Below are 17,647 nucleotides of genomic sequence, written 5' to 3'. Positions count from 1 at the left end.
TGCGCTGGTGTCTGCAATGTGTGTAGGGTCCGCGGGCCCATCCGTCGCCCGTGCGACGGATATTCGTGCGGCTCAGGCGGCGGAAGACTTCGAATCTTCGGTGTGAGCGGCCGCTGCCCGCGGCCCGCTTGCCAGCGCGAATGATAGCGAGACTTGTGCCCCTGCTACAGCCCCATCGACGACACGGTTGGAAAGCTCGATGCGCGCGCCGTGCTCGTCGGCGATTTTCTTGACGACCGCCAGACCCAAACCGGTACCTTTTGTTTTCGTGGTGACGTAGGGTTCGAACGCGCGCTTCAGGATGTTCTCGGCAAAACCAGGGCCGCTGTCCTGCACGGTCAGGCGCACGCGCTGCCCCGAATCTCCGAGCCGCGTACGGACGACGACCTCGCCCGCTCTGCCTGTCCCGCTGGCGGCAGCCTCGGCGGCGTCCTGCGCGTTCTGCAGCAGGTTGTGTATGACCTGGCGGATCTGCTGCGCGTCGCCCCGGACGGGCGGGCAGCGCTCGTCGAGTTCGGAGCGCAGCGTGATCGGCAGGTTCTCCGCGCTGTAGAGCTGGAGCACGTCGGCCAGCAAGGCGTTGAGGTCCACGGGCTTCAGGTCGGCCGCGGGCAGGCGCGCGTAGTCGCGGAATTCATTTACCAGCCGTTTCATCGCATCGACCTGGTCGACGATGGTCTTCACCGACTTCACGAGTACGGCCTGTTCGGGCGGCTGGACCTTGCCCGACAGTTTCATCTCCAGCCGCTCGGCCGAGAGCTGGATGGGCGTGAGCGGGTTCTTGATCTCGTGCGCCAGCCGGCGCGCGACCTCGCCCCAGGCCTGCGCGCGCTGGGCCGAGACGATCTCGGAGATGTCGTCGAACACCAGCAGCCGCGCGGCGCCGGGCAATTCCGCTCCGCGCGCGACGATGTTGATGGCGCCGTCCTGCTGCGGCAGGTCGGTGCCGGAAGCGTGCAGTTCGAAGGCGTGCTGCCAATGGTCGAGGCCGTGCTGCACGCGCTCGACGAGAAAGTCCTCGAATTGCTGCTGCACCTTGGCGCCGAAGTCGGCCAGCCCTGGTACGTCGACGAGCGCCCGGCCTTCATAGGCCGCGAGCGGCGCGCGCAGCACCCGGGTCGCACCCGGGTTGGTCGACAGCACGGTGCCCTTGGCGTCGAGCACGATCACGCCGGAGGTCAGGTTGTCGAGAATGGTCTGCAGGTTCGCGCGCGCGGCATCGAGTTCGCCCACGGTCTTCTCGACGGCACCCCGGGCATCGGCCAGCTGCTGGGTCATGACGGCGAACGAACGTGTGAGGCCGCCCAGCTCGTCCTTGCCCTGCAGCACGGCGGTCGGCCGAAGGTCGCCGGCCGCCACCTGGCGCACGCCATCGGCCAGCACGAGCAGCGGCCGCGCGAGCTGGTTGCCGAACAGCACGGCCAGCAGCACCGCGCCGAACACGGCGAGGAACAGGCTCAGCGTGAGCGTGCCGATGTACATGCGGCGCAGGCCCTCGCGCGCGAGCGCCCGCTCCTGGTATTCGCGGTTGGCCTCCTGCACGGCCAGCGCGTTGGCGACCACGGCCGGCGGCAGCGGCCGCGTGACTTGCAGGTAGCGCGGCGCGGTGTCGAAGTCGAAGCCCGGCCTCTGCACCATGGCGAGCGCGCGCACGCTCGCCACCGGCGGGGTCGCGCCCGGCGCGGCGGTTTCGTCCAGGCCCTCGACGTGCGCGACGGCGCGCTCCGGGCGGACCTGGCGGAACTGCTGCGGGGTCGGACGCTCGGGGCTGAGCTGAAAACGAGAGCTGCCGGCGCTGGCCACCAGTTGCCCGGAACCAGTCCACAGGATCACGTCGGTGGCCTCGAGCTGGTCGCGGATGCGTTCGAGCACCAAGCCCGCACTCGTGTCGGGCACCTGCGCCAGCTGCGCGCTGGCGCCGCGGGTCTTGGCGGCAAGGTCGTCGGACAGCGAATCGAGCGTGGCGCGCCCGAGGTTCAGGCCGGCATCGAGCGCCCCTTCGACCTTGACGTCGAACCAGCTCTCGATCGAGCGTGCGACGAACTGATAGGACACCACGTAGACCAGCGCCCCGGGCACCACGCCCACCAGCGCGAAGATGGCCGCCAACTTGATGAGCAGCCGGCTGCCGAACTTGCCTTGCCGCAGCCGCCGCAGCAACCGGAAGGCGACCCAGCCGATCACCAGGACCAGCAGCACCGCCACCACGACGTTGATGCCGAACAGGCGCACGTAGTAACGCTCGTACAGCGCGCGGTTGTTGGTGGCCTGCGCCAGCAGGAACATCAGCACCAGCCCGATGGCCGTGACCAGCGCAGCACCGACGCCGATGGCCCAGCGCGTGGCCCGCGCGCGGCGCGCGGCCGGCGTGGCTGCTGCGCCGCTGCGCCCAGAAGTGCTCACTTCTGCTTCTCCGTTGCGAGCCGGGCCGTGCGCTCGGTGGCGATGTTCCAGTCGGCCTGCCCGACCACGCCGATCTGGAACGGGCGCGGCAGCTGCGAGGTGTCGAGCCGGAAGCGGAAGGTGACCTGGTGCAGCGGATCGTCGCCGACCTCCGACACGTCGGCCAGCCGCAGGCGGCCGACCCGCTTGATGGCGTCGAGCGCGTCGGCCAGCGTGTCGAAGTTCTGGTTCAGCGAGATGCCCAGGCCGGCCGCGCCCGTCATCGGTGCCGCCGACACGTTGAGTCGCCAGCGGCGCGTGAGGGGCTGGTAGGCCAGCCGCATATGGCGCGTGACCTGGGCGACCCTGCGGTCGGTCCAGTACCAGCGCTCCTGGTAGAGCTCGGCCTCGGCCACGAAATAGATGGCGATGCCCTTGTCGAGCACCTCCTCCACCAGCGAGGGCAGTTCGAACTGCACCGCAGCACTGAAATAAACGCCGTCGTCGGCCTGCTCGAGGCGCATCTGAGTGATCGACGCGCCGGTGCGGGCCTGGGCGGCCGCCGGAGCCGGCAGCCAAGCCATGCACATCGCCCAGGCCCAGAACAGGACGGGCAGCAATACTGGCCAGCGCCGCTCAGTGCGGGCGCTTTTCAAGCAGGGCGTAGAAGAAACCGTCGTGGTCACCAGAGGGATTGTCCGGGACGCTGCGGGCATTCGATCCGCTTTGGGGGAGCAAATGGCCTGGCGATGGCAGCAATCGGGCGTCGGTGTTGTGTACAAGAAACGCATCAATTTGTTGCGAGCCCTCTTCGCGGAACACGGAGCAGGTGCAGTAAAGGAGTCGGCCGCCGCGCCGCACCAGCGGCCAGAGCGCGGCCAGCAGCGCAGCCTGCTGGGCGGCGAGCTGGGCGGTGTCGCTCTCGCGGCGCAGCCAGCGGACGTCGGGATGGCGCCGCACGATGCCCGAGGCAGTGCATGGCGCATCGAGCAGGATGGCGTCGAAAGGCGTGCCGTCCCACCACTTGGCGGGGCGCCCCGCATCGGCCACGAGTACCTTGGCGCTCAGTCCGAGGCGGGCGAGAGTTTCGTCGATGCGGCGGCTGCGGGCGGCATCGACTTCGAGCGCGGTCACGTCGATGGCACCGGGGGCCGCCATTTCGAGCAGGTGCGCGGTCTTGCCGCCGGGAGCCGCGCAGGCATCGAGCACCCGCAGCGGCGCTGCGGCACCGGGCTTCGCCGGCAACAGGCCTTCGAGCAGCAGCGGCGCAGCCATCTGCGCGGCGGCATCCTGCACCGAGCAGGCACCGTCGGCAAAGCCGGGCAGTTGCTGAACCGGGCGTGCACGCGTCAGTTGCAGGCCGTTGGGCCCCACACGCGTCGCGCCGAGACCGGCGGCCTCCAGTTCCACAAGATAGGAAGCCGCGGTCGACTTCTGAACATTGACCCGCAGCGTCATCGGCGCCTGCGCGTTGTCTGCGCCCAGCACCCGCTGCCACTCGCGCGGATGGTCGCGCTTGAGGCGCTCGATCCACCAGCGCGGGTGGTTCCATTGCGCGACCGGTTCGGAGTCGGTGGCGGCCACCAGTTCGTCGCGCTCGCGCAGGAAGCGCCGCAGGCAGGCGTTGATGAAGCTGGCCTGTGCCCGAGTCGCAGGGTTGCGTTTGGCGGCCTCGACGGCCTGGTCGACCAGCGTGAACGGTTCGTAGGGCGCGCGCTCGGCGTCCCAAGCCAGCGCCAGGGCGGTGCACAGCAATGCATCCGGCAAGGGCGGCGGCGTGCGCTTCGCCAGGTGGCGGCGCAGCGCTTCGGCGCGGCCGAGCCAGCGCAGCACCTGGAAACCGAGCGCCTGCACGCCGGGCCGCAGCGCGGGCTCGACGGCTTCGAACGCGACGGAGCCCGAGGTGCCGGCACGGATCGACGCCAGCGCCGCTGCGGTCAGTTGCAGTTGGCGCCAGAGCGGGGGCTGCAATGACGGCGCGCCGCTGCTGCTCGAGGAAGGATCGGAAGGTAGTTCTGACAAGTTGGGACGATGGTAACGGGCGACCGAAAAGCCGGGCGCCACGCAATGGAAAGATGAAAAGAATCGCGTCGGGTTCGTTCAGAGCAGCGGCGCAGCCGGACGCAGACGCACGGCCCATGCCACCAGCAGCGCCGGGAATTGCGCGATCGCGGCGTTGTAGTGCCCCACCGCCTGATTGAACTGGCCCCGTGCGATCTCCGCCGCGGCCGAAGGCTCGGGCCACGCGATCGGTTCGCTGGCGCCGGGCGCCGTGGCCTCGGTGCCGGGCTGCAATGGCGCTGGCCGCGACAGCATGCCGTCGGCGTCAAACACCGTCACCTCGTCCGGGTGTTGGCGCCGCCATGCATTGGTCCACACCTGGAGCGCGGTGGCCAGTGCGGCCATCCCGCCGCTGTCCAACGGGTGCAGCCGGGTCGCACCGAGCAAGGTCGCGAGCTGGGTCGTCGCGGCCTGCAATGGTGCGATGGACGACAGTAACTCTCCCGTTGGCGCCGCCTCTGGCGCTGGCGCGGCGGTGATGCTGGCCTGCACGAAATCCAGCTGCTTGCCCAGGGCCGCGTCGAGCAGGCCGTAGGCCTGCAGCACAGCCGCGCGCAAACGCACCAGCCGGTTGTAGGCACCGACAAACCAGAACAACAGGATCGCAATGACGATCCAGCTGGCCAGCGATTCGGGCAACACGCTCATCGACGACAACGCCTCATGCAAAACACAAAGTAAAACGCCCCCCAACCGGAGGCGGTCGGGGGGCGTGTGTACCGGTCATGGCCGGTGATGCTAACCAGTTATTCGGTCGCAGCGCCTTCGCTGGCGTCCGCCGTGCTGGTCGTCGCATCGCTGTCGGCGGAGCCTGCCAGTTCGGCAGCTTCCGATTCGGCGATGGCGCGGCGCTCGGCTTCGTCCATGGCGTCCTTGACCTTGCGGGCCTGGTGGTATGCCATGCCGGTGCCCGCGGGGATCAGGCGGCCGACGATGACGTTTTCCTTCAGGCCGCGCAGCTCGTCGCGCTTGCCCATGATCGCGGCTTCGGTCAGCACGCGCGTCGTTTCCTGGAACGAAGCAGCCGAGATGAACGAGTCGGTCGACAGCGACGCCTTCGTGATACCCAGCAACAGGTTGGTGAACGTCGCGGGGATCTTGCCTTCGGCGCGCAGGGCGTCGTTGGTGTTGAGCATTTCGCTGCGTTCGACCTGTTCGCCGGAGATGTAGCCGGTCTCGCCGATGTTGTCGACCACGACGCGGCGCAGCATCTGGCGAACGATCACCTCGATGTGCTTGTCGTTGATCTTCACACCTTGCAAGCGGTACACGTCCTGCACTTCGTCCACGATGTAGCGCGCGAGTTCTTCCGAACCCAGCAGGCGCAGGATGTCCTGCGGGTCCGCCGGGCCGTCGACCACGCTTTCGCCCTTGTTCACCACCTGGCCTTCGTGCACCAGGATGTTCTTTTCCTTCGGCACGAGGTCTTCCCAGACCGTGCCTTCCGGATCGGTGATCTGCAGGCGGATCTTGCCCTTCGTTTCCTTGCCGAACGACACGGTACCGGTCATTTCGGCCAGCATGCCCTTGTCCTTCGGCGAACGGGCTTCGAACAGCTCGGCCACGCGCGGCAGACCGCCGGTGATGTCGCGGGTCTTCTGGCCTTCGACCGGAATACGCGCCAGCACTTCGCCGGGGCCCACGTCCTGGCCGTCGCGGATCTGCACCAGCGCGCCGATCGGGAAGCCGATCGTCACCGAGTGATCGGTGCCGGGGATCTTCACTTCCTGGCCTTGCGCGTCGATCAGCTTCACCTGCGGGCGAACGACCTTGGCAGCGCCGCGGCGCTTCGGGTCGATCACGACCAGGGTCGACAGACCGGTCACTTCGTCCACCTGCTTCGCAACCGTGAGGCCTTCCTCGACGTTTTCGAACTGCGTCTTGCCGGCGAATTCCGTGATGATCGGGCGGGTCAGCGGATCCCAGTTGGCGAGCACGTGGCCGGCCTTGATCTGCTGGTCTGCCTTGACCGTCAGCGTGGCGCCGTACGGCACCTTGTGACGTTCGCGCTCACGGCCGTGCTCGTCATGGATGACGATCTCGCCCGAACGCGAAATCACGACCAGCTCGCCCTTGCTGTTGGTCACGTAGCGCATCGTGGCGTTGAAGCCGATCGAGCCGTTCGACTTGGCTTCCACGCTCGAAGCGATGGCAGCGCGCGAAGCGGCACCACCGATGTGGAAGGTACGCATCGTCAGCTGCGTGCCGGGTTCGCCGATGGACTGGGCAGCGATCACACCGACGGCTTCGCCGATGTTGATCAGGCCGCCGCGGCCCAGGTCGCGGCCGTAGCAGGTCGCGCAGATACCGAAGCGGGTTTCGCAGGTCAGCGCGGTGCGGACCTTGACTTCGTCGACGCCCTGGGCTTCCAGGACTTCGATGTTGTCTTCGTCGAACATCTCGCCGGCCTTCAGCAGCACCGAACGGTTTTCCGGATGCAGCACGTCGTCCGCAGCCGAGCGGCCGAGGATACGGTCGCGCAGCGACTCGATGACTTCACCGCCTTCGACGATCGCGCGCATCAGGTAGCCGCCGTGCGTGCCGCAGTCCTGCTCGGTCACGACCAGGTCCTGCGTCACGTCGACCAGACGACGCGTCAGGTAACCCGAGTTCGCCGTCTTCAGCGCCGTGTCGGCCAGGCCCTTTCGGGCACCGTGGGTGGAGATGAAGTACTCCAGCACGTTCAGGCCTTCGCGGAAGTTCGCGGTAATGGGCGTCTCGATGATCGAGCCGTCCGGCTTGGCCATCAGGCCCCGCATACCGGCCACCTGGCGAATCTGCGCTGCGGAACCGCGGGCGCCCGAGTCGGCCATCATGTAGATGGAGTTGAACGACTCCTGCTCGACTTCCTTGCCGTGGCGGTCGATGACCTTCTGCTTGGACAGCTTGGCCATCATGACCTTCGACACTTCGTCGCCGGCCTTGCCCCAGATGTCCACCACCTTGTTGTAGCGCTCGCCGGAGGTCACGAGACCGGAGACGTACTGCTGCTCGATCTCCTTCACTTCCTTGGCCGAACGCTCGATGATGCCGTGCTTCTCGGCGGGCACCAGCATGTCGTCGATGGCGATCGAGATACCGGCCTTGGTGGCCAGGCGGAAGCCGTTCTGCAGCAGCTTGTCGGCGAACACCACGGTCTCTTTCAGGCCGCACTTGCGGAACGAGACGTTGATGAGCTTGGAGATTTCCTTCTTCTTCAGCGCCTTGTTGATGTTCGAGAACGGCAGGCCCTTGGGCAGGATCTCGGACAGCAGTGCGCGGCCCACGGTGGTGTCCACGAGCGAGGTCGACGGCGTGAATTCGCCGGTTTCCTTGTCCTTGGTGTACTCCGTGATACGCACGGCCACCTTGGCGGTGAGCTCGACTTCGTTGGCGTCGAGCGCGCGCTGCACTTCACCGATGTCGGAGAAGATCAGGCCCTCGCCCTTGCCGTTGATGCGGTCGCGGGTCGTGTAGTACAGACCCAGCACCACGTCCTGCGAAGGAACGATCGACGGTTCGCCCGAAGCCGGGAACAGCACGTTGTTGGAGGCCAGCATCAGCGTGCGGGCTTCCATCTGCGCTTCCACCGACAGCGGCACGTGGACGGCCATCTGGTCGCCGTCGAAGTCGGCGTTGAAGGCCGCGCAAACCAGCGGGTGCAGCTGGATCGCCTTGCCTTCGATCAGGATCGGCTCGAACGCCTGGATGCCCAAACGGTGCAGCGTAGGCGCACGGTTCAGCATGACCGGGTGTTCCTTGATCACTTCTTCCAGGATGTCCCAGACCACCGGCGTGCCGGATTCGACTTCCTTCTTGGCCGCCTTGATCGTCGTCGCGATGCCCATGGCTTCGAGGCGCGAGAAGATGAAGGGCTTGAACAGCTCGAGCGCCATCAGCTTCGGCAGGCCGCACTGGTGCAGCTTGAGCGTCGGGCCCACCACGATGACCGAACGGCCCGAGTAGTCGACGCGCTTGCCGAGCAGATTCTGGCGGAAGCGGCCGCTCTTGCCCTTGATCATGTCGGCCAGCGACTTCAGCGCGCGCTTGTTGGCGCCCGTCATGGCCTTGCCACGGCGGCCGTTGTCCAGCAGCGAGTCGACAGCTTCCTGCAGCATCCGCTTTTCGTTGCGCGCGATGATTTCCGGAGCCTTGAGCTCCAGCAGGCGGCGCAGGCGCGAGTTGCGGTTGATGACGCGGCGATACAGGTCGTTCAGGTCGGAGGTCGCGAAGCGGCCGCCGTCCAGCGGCACCAGCGGACGCAGGTCCGGCGGCAGCACGGGCAGCACGTCGAGCACCATCCACTCGGGCTTGATGCCCGACTTGCGGAAGGCTTCCAGCACCTTCAGGCGCTTGGAGTTCTTCTTGACCTTGACTTCGGAGCCGGTCAAGTCACCGCGCAGGCGTTCGATCTCGCTGTCGAGTTCGATGCCTTCGAGCAGGTCCTTGATGCCTTCGGCGCCCATCTTGGCGACGAACTCGTCGCCGTATTCCTTGCGCTTCGCGTCGTAGTCGTCCTCGGACATGATGCCGAACTTCTTCAGCGGGGTCATGCCGGGGTCGGTGATCACGTAGGCTTCGAAATACAGCACGCGTTCGATGTCGCGCAGCGTCATGTCGAGCACGAGGCCCAGGCGCGACGGCAGCGACTTCAGGAACCAGATGTGGGCGCAGGGCGCGGCCAGGTCGATGTGACCCATGCGCTCGCGACGCACCTTGGTCTGCGTGACTTCAACGCCGCACTTCTCGCAGATCACGCCGCGGTGCTTCAGGCGCTTGTACTTGCCGCACAGGCACTCGTAGTCCTTGATGGGGCCGAAGATCTTGGCGCAGAACAGGCCGTCGCGCTCGGGCTTGAACGTGCGGTAGTTGATCGTCTCCGGCTTCTTCACTTCGCCGAAAGACCACGAACGGATCTTCTCGGGCGAGGCCATGCCGATCTTGATGGCATCGAAATGCTCATCGGGCGTGAATTGCTTGAACAGGTCGAGTAGCGATTTCATAAGACTCTTTCCCTTTTCAACTTAAGAACGCTCAAGCTCGATGTCGAGCCCCAGCGAACGAATTTCCTTGACCAGCACGTTGAACGATTCCGGCATGCCGGCTTCGATCGAGTGCTCGCCCTTGACGATGCTTTCGTACACCTTGGTACGGCCTTGCACGTCGTCGGACTTCACGGTCAGCATTTCCTGCAGGACGTAGGCGGCGCCGTAGGCTTCCAGCGCCCACACTTCCATTTCGCCGAAACGCTGGCCGCCGAACTGCGCCTTGCCGCCCAGCGGTTGCTGCGTAACGAGCGAGTACGGGCCGGTCGAACGGGCGTGCATCTTGTCGTCCACAAGGTGGTGCAGCTTCAAGAAGTGCATGTAGCCGACTGTGACGGGACGCTCGAACTGGTCGCCGGTGCGGCCGTCGAACAGGTAGGCCTGCGTGCGCGTATCGGTCAGGCCCTTGAGCTTGGCGATGTCGTCCGGATAGGCGAGCTTCAGCATGCCGCGGATTTCCTCTTCCGAGGCGCCGTCGAACACCGGCGTGGCGAAGGTCGCGCCGCTTTGCAGGTTGGCGGCCATCTCGAGCACGTCGGTGTCGCTCAGCTGGCTGAGTTCTTCCTTGCGGCCCGAGCCGTTGTACAGCTGCTCCATGAACTTGCGCAGCTCGGCCACCTTGGCCTCTTGCTGCAGCAGGTCGCCGATGCGGTTGCCGATGCCCTTGCCGGCCCAGCCCAGGTGCACTTCGAGCACCTGGCCCACGTTCATCCGCGAAGGCACGCCCAGCGGGTTCAGGCAGATGTCGCACGGCGTGCCGTCGGCCATGTGGGGCATGTCTTCGACCGGAACGATCTTCGACACCACGCCCTTGTTGCCGTGGCGGCCGGCCATCTTGTCGCCGGGTTGCAGGCGGCGCTTGACGGCCAGGTAGACCTTGACCATCTTGAGCACGCCCGCGGGCAGCTCGTCGCCCTGCGTGAGCTTCTTGCGCTTTTCTTCGAACGCGAGGTCGAAGCTGTGGCGCGTCTGCTCCAGCGAGTTCTTGATCGACTCGAGCTGCGTGGCCACTTCGTCTTCCGCCGGACGGATGTCGAACCAGTGGAACTTCTCGACCGACGACAGGTAGGCCTTGTCGAGCTTGGTGCCCTTGGCCAGCTTGTTCGGGCCGCCGTTGGCGACCTTGCCGGTCAGCAGCTTCTCGATACGGTCGAACGCGTCGGCTTCGACGATGCGCAGCTGGTCGTTCAGGTCGAGGCGGAAGCGTTTGAGTTCGTCGTCGATGATCTGCTGGGCGCGCTTGTCGCGCGTGATGCCTTCACGGGTGAAGACCTGCACGTCGATCACGGTGCCTTGCGAACCCTGGTCCACACGCAGCGAGGTGTCCTTCACGTCGGAAGCCTTCTCGCCGAAGATGGCGCGAAGCAGCTTCTCTTCAGGCGTCAGCGTGGTCTCGCCCTTCGGCGTGACCTTGCCCACCAGCGTGTCGCCCGGCTGCACTTCGGCGCCGACATAAATGATGCCGGATTCGTCGAGGCGGTTGAGCTGCTGCTCGGCCAGGTTCGGGATGTCGCGCGTGATTTCTTCAGCGCCCAGCTTCGTGTCGCGAGCCATCACCACCAGTTCCTCGATGTGGATCGAGGTGTAGCGGTCTTCGGCAACGACACGTTCCGAGATCAGGATCGAGTCTTCGAAGTTGTAGCCGTTCCAGGGCATGAACGCGATCAGCATGTTCTGGCCAAGCGCCAGTTCGCCGAGGTCGGTCGATGCGCCGTCGGCCACCACATCGCCCTTGGCGATCTTGTCGCCGCGCTTGACGATCGGACGCTGGTGGATGTTGGTGTTCTGGTTCGAACGCTGATACTTGATCAGGTTGTAGATGTCCACACCGACTTCACCGGCTGCCGCTTCTGCGTCGTTCACGCGCACCACGACACGGGTCGCATCGACGTAGTCGACGATACCGCCGCGGGTGGCCGTGACCACGGTGCCCGAGTCGACCGCGGAGACGCGCTCGATACCGGTACCGACCATCGGCTTCTCGGGGCGCAGCACGGGCACGGCCTGGCGCTGCATGTTGGCGCCCATCAACGCGCGGTTCGCGTCGTCGTGCTCCAGGAACGGCACGAGCGATGCGGCCACCGACACGATCTGTGCGGGCGACACGTCCATGTACTGGATGCGCTCGGCACCGACCAGGATCGATTCGCCGGCTTCACGCGCGGAGACCAGGTCGCCGGTCAGCACGCCGTCCTTGTCCAGGGCCGCGTTGGCCTGGGCGATGACGTACTTGCCTTCCTCGATGGCCGACAGGTAGTCGATCTCGTGGGTGACCTTGCTGTCCACCACGCGACGGTACGGCGTCTCGATGAAGCCGTATTCGTTCAGGCGGGCGTACAGGGCCAGCGAGTTGATCAGACCGATGTTCGGGCCTTCAGGCGTTTCGATCGGGCACACGCGGCCGTAGTGGGTCACGTGCACGTCGCGCACTTCGAAGCCTGCACGTTCGCGCGTCAGACCGCCCGGGCCAAGGGCCGACACGCGGCGCTTGTGGGTGATTTCGGACAGCGGGTTCGTCTGGTCCATGAACTGCGACAGCTGCGAGGCGCCGAAGAATTCCTTCAGCGCGGCCGAGATCGGCTTGCTGTTGATCAGGTCGTGCGGCATCAGCGGCTCTTGCTCCGCTTGACCCAGACGTTCCTTCACGGCCTTCTCGATACGCGCCAGGCCGGTGCGGTACTGGTTTTCGGCCAGTTCGCCGACGCAGCGCACGCGACGGTTGCCCAGGTGGTCGATGTCGTCGACTTCGCCGTTGCCGTTGCGCAGGTCCACGAGGATCTTGACCACGGCCAGGATGTCTTCGTTGGTCAGCACCATCGGGCCGGTCGATTCGTCGCGGCCGACCTTGGCGTTGAACTTCATACGGCCCACGCGCGACAGGTCGTACGTGTCCGGGTTGTAGAACAGGCGCTGGAACAGCGCTTGCACTGCGTCTTCGGTCGGCGGCTCGCCGGGGCGCATCATGCGGTAGATGGCCACGCGCGCTGCGAACTCGTCGACGGTTTCGTCGATGCGCAGCGTTTGCGAGATGTACGCGCCCTGGTCCAGTTCGTTGGTGTAGATCACCTGAACGTCCTGCACGCCGGCGGTGCGCAGCTTCTTGAGCAGCGCTTCGGTCAGCTCGTCGTTGGCCTTGGCCAGGATTTCACCTGAGTCGGCGTCGACGATGTTGCGGGCGATCACGCGGCCGACCAGGAAGTCTTCCGGCACGCTGATGTGCGTGGTGCCGCCTTGTTCCAGCTCACGCGTGTGGCGCGCGGTGACGCGCTTGTCCTTGGCGACCACGACCTTGCCCGACTTGTCGGTGATGTCGAAGCGCGCGACTTCGCCGCGCAGGCGCTCGGAGACGAACTCCATCTGCGCGCCGCTGTCCATCAGGCGGAAATTGTCGTTCACGAAGAAATTCGCGAGGATCGATTCCGGGTTCAGGCCGATGGCCTTCAGCAGGATCGTGACCGGCATCTTGCGGCGACGGTCCACGCGGAAGTACAGCATGTCCTTCGGGTCGAACTCGAAGTCGAGCCACGAACCGCGGTAAGGAATCACGCGTGCCGAGAACAGCAGCTTGCCCGAGCTGTGCGTCTTGCCCTTGTCGTGTTCGAAGAACACGCCGGGCGAACGGTGCAGCTGCGAGACGATCACGCGCTCGGTGCCGTTGATGATGAACGAACCCTTGTCCGTCATGAGCGGAACTTCGCCCATGTAGACCTCTTGTTCCTTCACTTCCTTGACCACCTTCGACTGCGACGTCGACGACTCGCGGTCATAGATGATGAGCTGGACCTTGGCGCGCACGGCCGAGGCGAAAGTCAGACCACGGGTCTGGCATTCGCGCACGTCGAACGCAGGCTTCGCCAGGTTGTACTCGAGGAACTTCATCTCGACAAAACCGTTGTGCGAGACGATCGGGAAGGCGGCGTCGAATGCGGCCTGCAGGCCTTCGACAGTGCGTTGTTTAGGGGCGATGCCGGCTTGCAGGAACGCGGTGTACGCGTCTTTCTGCATCTGCAGCAGGTAGGGAATTTCGACGACGCTGTCGCGGTTACCGAAACTTTTTCGGATGCGTTTGCGTTCGGTGTAACTGTACGCGGACGATTGGGCCATGAGAGCTCCGGTGCTTGAGATCTTCAGCGACTTGTCAGCAGTGCACGAGGCACCACTGCTTGGCGGCTGGCCACTACCAGCCGTTGGCGGACAGCGATGCATTGCACATCGCCCGAACCAAGGGATCTTCTGCAGTCGGGGTCAGAAGACACTCAAAAACCGCGTCGCAACGTCGGCTTTTGGGTGCGCTCTGAAAGCGGCAAAGGCTGGAGGGCCTTTTCAGGCACCTCCAGCCCTCTAGGGGGTCTGAATTACTTCAGTTCCACCTTGGCGCCGGCTTCTTCCAGCTTCTTCTTGGCGGCGTCGGCGTCAGCCTTCGACAGGCCTTCCTTGACAGCCTTGGGAGCGGCTTCCACCAGGTCCTTGGCTTCCTTGAGGCCCAGGCCGGTGATTTCGCGCACAGCCTTGATGACCGACACCTTGTTCGCGCCGACATCGGCCAGCACGACGTTGAATTCGGTCTGTTCTTCCACTGCAGCCGCAGCGGCACCACCACCAGCGCCGGCCGGAGCGGCCATTGCTGCGGCGCTCACGCCGAACTTCTCTTCGATGGCCTTGACCAGGTCGTTGAGTTCCAGGACCGTCATGCTGTCGAGCGCGGTCAGAAATGCGTCTTTATCGAATGCCATTTTTGTTTCCTAACAATTGGGTTGAATATTTCAAACGCGAGGCTCAAGCGGCCTGCGCTTCTGCCGGTGCATCGGCGACAGGTGCAGCTTCGCCTTCGCCACGCTTCGCGGCCAGCGCCGCGAGGACGCGTGCCGTACGGGAAACGGGGGATTGCATCAAGCCCAGCAATTGGGACAGCAGCACTTCCTTCGAAGGGATGTTGGCCAGTTGCTTCACGCCGTTGACGTCCAGGGCCTTGCCGCCAAACGCGCCACCGCGAATCACCAACTTGTCGTTGGTCTTCGCGAAGTCGGCCACCACCTTGGCGGCAGCCACTGCGTCTTCGGAAAAGCCGTAGATCAGCGGACCGGTCATCTGGTCACCGACGACTTCAAATGCGCTACCAGCCACAGCACGGCGTGCCAGCGTGTTCTTCAACACGCTGAGGGTCACGCCCTTGCTGCGAGCTTCGCTGCGCAGTTTGGTCATATCGGCTACCGAGATGCCACGGTATTCCGCCATCACGAGCGTTTGAGCTTTTGCGGCGAGGCTGGTCACATCACTGATGACCGCTTCTTTCTCACTGCGATTCAGACTCAAGGTCTACTCCTTTTAATGCGATCTTCGGCCGGGGCCTGGGATCGCGCTTCATGCAGCGACCAACAACTGTTTCGGAACAAAAATCAAATTCCTTGCAGCGGGATCGCCATCTGCGCTGGATACCGGAAGGATCGATCCGGCGATTAAGTGCAGCGCCCTGCACACCAGCGGTCTTGGATGGCCCGCGGCAACCGGAGCTGCCGCGACCCACCACATCCGCCCCACCCCTTCACGTTAGATCAGGGGCAGGGCAAATCTCTTTAGCTCGCCGAGATGGTTTGCGTGTCCACGCGGACACCCAGACCCATGGTCGACGACACAGCCACCTTGCGCAGGTACACACCCTTGCTGGTCGCCGGCTTGGCCTTGACCAGAGCGTCGATCAGCGCGGCGAGGTTGCCCTGCAGCTTGTCGTTGTCGAACGAGCGGCGGCCGATCGTGCCGTGCACGATGCCGGCCTTGTCGACGCGGAACTGGACCTGGCCAGCCTTGGCGTTCTTCACGGCCGTGGCGACGTCCGGGGTCACGGTGCCAACCTTGGGGTTGGGCATCAGGCCGCGCGGGCCGAGGATCTGGCCCAGCGTACCGACGACGCGCATCGCGTCCGGTGCGGCGATCACGACGTCGAAAGGCATGTCGCCAGCCTTGACCATGGCAGCCAGGTCGTCCATGCCGACGATGTCGGCGCCGGCCGCCTTGGCTTCTTCAGCCTTGGCGCCTTGGGCGAACACGGCAACGCGCTTGGTCTTGCCGGTGCCGTTGGGCAGCACGACGGCGCCACGAACCACCTGGTCCGACTTCTTCGCGTCGATGCCGAGCTGCACGGCCACGTCGATCGATTCGTCGAACTTGGCGGTGGCAGCGTCCTTGACGATGACGATCGCGTCAGCCAGCGGGTACAGCTTGTTGCTGTCGACCTTGCCTTCGAGCGCTTTTTGCTTCTTGGTGATCTTGGACATTTACACGCCCTCCACAGTCACGCCCATCGAACGGGCAGAGCCGGCGATGGTGCGAACAGCTGCGTCCAGGTCGGCAGCGGTCAAATCCTTCATCTTGGCCTTGGCGATGTCTTCGAGCTGGGCTCGCGTGATCTTGCCAACCTTGACGGATTGCGGCGTGGCCGAACCCTTGTCCAGCTTGATGGCCTTCTTGATCAAGGTGATCGCCGGGGGCGTCTTGATGATGAAGGTGAAGCTCTTGTCAGCGAACGCGGTGATGACCACCGGCAGCGGCAGACCCGGCTCGACGCCTTGGGTTTGCGCGTTGAACGCCTTGCAAAACTCCATGATGTTCAAACCACGCTGGCCCAGTGCGGGACCGATGGGTGGTGACGGGTTGGCCTTACCAGCTGGCACTTGCAGCTTGATGAAGCCGACGATTTTTTTCGCCATGCTTTGCTCCTTGCGGGTGATATCGCCTTGGCTTGCGGCCGAGGCTCCCCGGGGTTGAACGACTCTTCGGGATCAAGGCCGCGCGCCGAGTCGGACAACGCGCAGCCGGGAATGGGCAGGCCTTGCGGCCTGGGGCTCAGGTCTTTTCGACCTGGCTGAACTCGAGCTCCACAGGCGTCGCGCGGCCGAAAATCATGACCGACACGCTGACCTTGCTCTTCTCGTAGTTGACTTCTTCGACCGTGCCGTTGAAGTCGGTGAACGGGCCTTCCTTGACGCGCACGAATTCGCCGACGGTGAACTCGACCTTGTGGCGCGGCTTCTCGGTGCCCTGCTGCATCTGGCTGACGATGTCCTCAACCTCCTTCTGCGAGATCGGGGCCGGACGGTTCTTGGCGCCGCCCACGAAACCCGTCACCTTGTTGGTGTGCTTCACCAAGTGCCAGCTCTCGTCGTCCATGATCATTTCGACCAGCACGTAGCCAGGGAAGAAGCGGCGCTCGGTGGTGCGCTTCTGGCCGTTCTTGATTTCAACCACTTCTTCGGTCGGAACCAGGATGCGGCCGAACTTGTCCTGCATGCCGGCGCGGTTGATGCGCTCGGTGATGTTGCGCTCGACGGCCTTTTCCATGCCCGAATAGGCATGCACCACGTACCAACGCAGATCGGGGTTGGCGGCGGGAGCCAGAATCGGAGTGTTCTCTTCTTCAGGCGTGGTTTCAACTACGTCGGTCATTGCTTACTTTCTCCAGCCCAGAATGAGGTCGAAAAACACCCATTCGAGCGTCTTGTCGGTGAGCCAGAGGAAGACGGACATGATCGCCACGAAGGCGAACACATAAGCCGTCATCTGCATTGCTTCCTTGCGGGTCGGCCACACGACCTTCTTGACCTCGCGCCACGAGTCGCGGCCAAAAGCCCACAACTGACGGCCATTCTCCGAACTGCCAAAGGCACCCACCGCAGCGGCCAGGCCGACCAGCAGCGCAGCCCACTGGACCAGCGAACCTTGGCGCGACAGCAGGTAGAACGCCACGATGGCGCCCACTGCCAGCACAACAGCCGCGGCCAACTTGGCCTTGTCTGCGCCGGTGCTCACGGTTTCGATTTGAGAAGTGGCCATGGTTGGCTGATTTCCTGCGCCTTTCGGCCTTCTATTCAATGCGTCCCTTGAGACGCCGAAGCCCATCGGGTCGCGATGGGCTTTTTCGGGGTGCCACCTAGGTGGCAGGGGCAGTAGGAATCGAACCTACAACCTTCGGTTTTGGAGACCGACGCTCTGCCAATTGAGCTATACCCCTCCGGTACTCTTTTCGCTCGACTTAGATGTCGAGGATCTTCGCCACGACGCCCGAACCCACGGTACGGCCGCCTTCGCGGATGGCGAAGCGCAGGCCTTCTTCCATCGCGATCGGGTTGATCAGCTTCACGGTGATGCTGACGTTGTCGCCGGGCATGACCATTTCCTTGTCCGCG

12 protein-coding genes, 1 tRNA gene and 1 pseudogene are annotated in these 17,647 nt (G+C 64.7%); all 14 read right to left on the bottom strand.

The features are described 5' to 3' along the window. Nucleotides 1–72: 72 nt before the first annotated feature. Nucleotides 73–2,403, bottom strand: a complete 2,331-nt coding sequence (locus tag ASC92_RS07870; protein WP_056512913.1) for a sensor histidine kinase — start codon at nucleotides 2,401–2,403, stop codon at nucleotides 73–75. Further along, nucleotides 2,400–2,966 carry a DUF4390 domain-containing protein gene (locus ASC92_RS07865; RefSeq protein WP_200935952.1) on the bottom strand — a complete coding sequence of 189 codons (567 nt, stop codon included), beginning with the start codon at nucleotides 2,964–2,966 and terminating at the stop codon, nucleotides 2,400–2,402. The genes ASC92_RS07870 and ASC92_RS07865 overlap by 4 nt, the downstream gene beginning before the upstream one ends. A 52-nt stretch (nucleotides 2,967–3,018) precedes the next feature. Beyond that, complete coding sequence (rsmB, locus tag ASC92_RS07860; RefSeq protein WP_200935951.1) at nucleotides 3,019–4,404, bottom strand: 16S rRNA (cytosine(967)-C(5))-methyltransferase RsmB; 1,386 nt, start codon at nucleotides 4,402–4,404, stop codon at nucleotides 3,019–3,021. A 78-nt stretch (nucleotides 4,405–4,482) separates the two neighbouring features. Further along, nucleotides 4,483–5,091: a hypothetical protein gene (locus tag ASC92_RS07855; RefSeq protein WP_056512905.1), complete on the bottom strand. Its 609-nt coding sequence runs from the start codon at nucleotides 5,089–5,091 to the stop codon at nucleotides 4,483–4,485. A 98-nt stretch (nucleotides 5,092–5,189) separates the two neighbouring features. Continuing rightward, the gene (rpoC, locus tag ASC92_RS07850) at nucleotides 5,190–9,425 is read right to left on the bottom strand and encodes a DNA-directed RNA polymerase subunit beta' (RefSeq protein WP_056512902.1); all 4,236 of its coding nucleotides are present in this window, start codon (nucleotides 9,423–9,425) and stop codon (nucleotides 5,190–5,192) included. A gap of 21 nt (nucleotides 9,426–9,446) precedes the next feature. Continuing rightward, nucleotides 9,447–13,571 carry a DNA-directed RNA polymerase subunit beta gene (rpoB, locus tag ASC92_RS07845; protein WP_056512899.1) on the bottom strand — a complete coding sequence of 1,375 codons (4,125 nt, stop codon included), beginning with the start codon at nucleotides 13,569–13,571 and terminating at the stop codon, nucleotides 9,447–9,449. A 251-nt stretch (nucleotides 13,572–13,822) separates the two neighbouring features. Then, nucleotides 13,823–14,200: a 50S ribosomal protein L7/L12 gene (gene rplL, locus ASC92_RS07840; protein ID WP_056512897.1), complete on the bottom strand. Its 378-nt coding sequence runs from the start codon at nucleotides 14,198–14,200 to the stop codon at nucleotides 13,823–13,825. A gap of 43 nt (nucleotides 14,201–14,243) precedes the next feature. Next, entirely contained in the window at nucleotides 14,244–14,780 is a 537-nt protein-coding gene (gene rplJ / locus ASC92_RS07835; RefSeq protein ID WP_056512894.1) for a 50S ribosomal protein L10, read from the bottom strand. 260 nt (nucleotides 14,781–15,040) lie between these two features. Beyond that, nucleotides 15,041–15,739 carry a 50S ribosomal protein L1 gene (rplA, locus tag ASC92_RS07830; RefSeq protein WP_013539106.1) on the bottom strand — a complete coding sequence of 233 codons (699 nt, stop codon included), beginning with the start codon at nucleotides 15,737–15,739 and terminating at the stop codon, nucleotides 15,041–15,043. Then, nucleotides 15,740–16,171 carry a 50S ribosomal protein L11 gene (gene rplK / locus ASC92_RS07825; RefSeq protein ID WP_056512890.1) on the bottom strand — a complete coding sequence of 144 codons (432 nt, stop codon included), beginning with the start codon at nucleotides 16,169–16,171 and terminating at the stop codon, nucleotides 15,740–15,742. It abuts the gene before it with no gap. Nucleotides 16,172–16,307: 136 nt separating this feature from the next. Further along, a complete protein-coding gene (gene nusG / locus ASC92_RS07820) occupies nucleotides 16,308–16,907 on the bottom strand; it encodes a transcription termination/antitermination protein NusG (RefSeq protein ID WP_056512887.1) in 600 nt (199 codons plus the stop codon). Nucleotides 16,908–16,910: 3 nt separating this feature from the next. Continuing rightward, complete coding sequence (gene secE, locus ASC92_RS07815) at nucleotides 16,911–17,294, bottom strand: preprotein translocase subunit SecE (protein ID WP_007831049.1); 384 nt, start codon at nucleotides 17,292–17,294, stop codon at nucleotides 16,911–16,913. 102 nt (nucleotides 17,295–17,396) lie between these two features. Beyond that, a tRNA-Trp gene (locus tag ASC92_RS07810) sits at nucleotides 17,397–17,472 on the bottom strand. Between the two features lie 21 nt (nucleotides 17,473–17,493). Beyond that, a pseudogene (tuf, locus tag ASC92_RS27930) lies at nucleotides 17,494–17,647 on the bottom strand (elongation factor Tu); the annotation flags it as partial.

Origin of the sequence: Variovorax sp. Root411 (genome assembly GCF_001425205.1) — a bacterium.
In the GTDB taxonomy this organism is placed as follows: domain Bacteria; phylum Pseudomonadota; class Gammaproteobacteria; order Burkholderiales; family Burkholderiaceae_C; genus Variovorax.
This window is presented reverse-complemented; position numbering and strand designations above follow the sequence as displayed.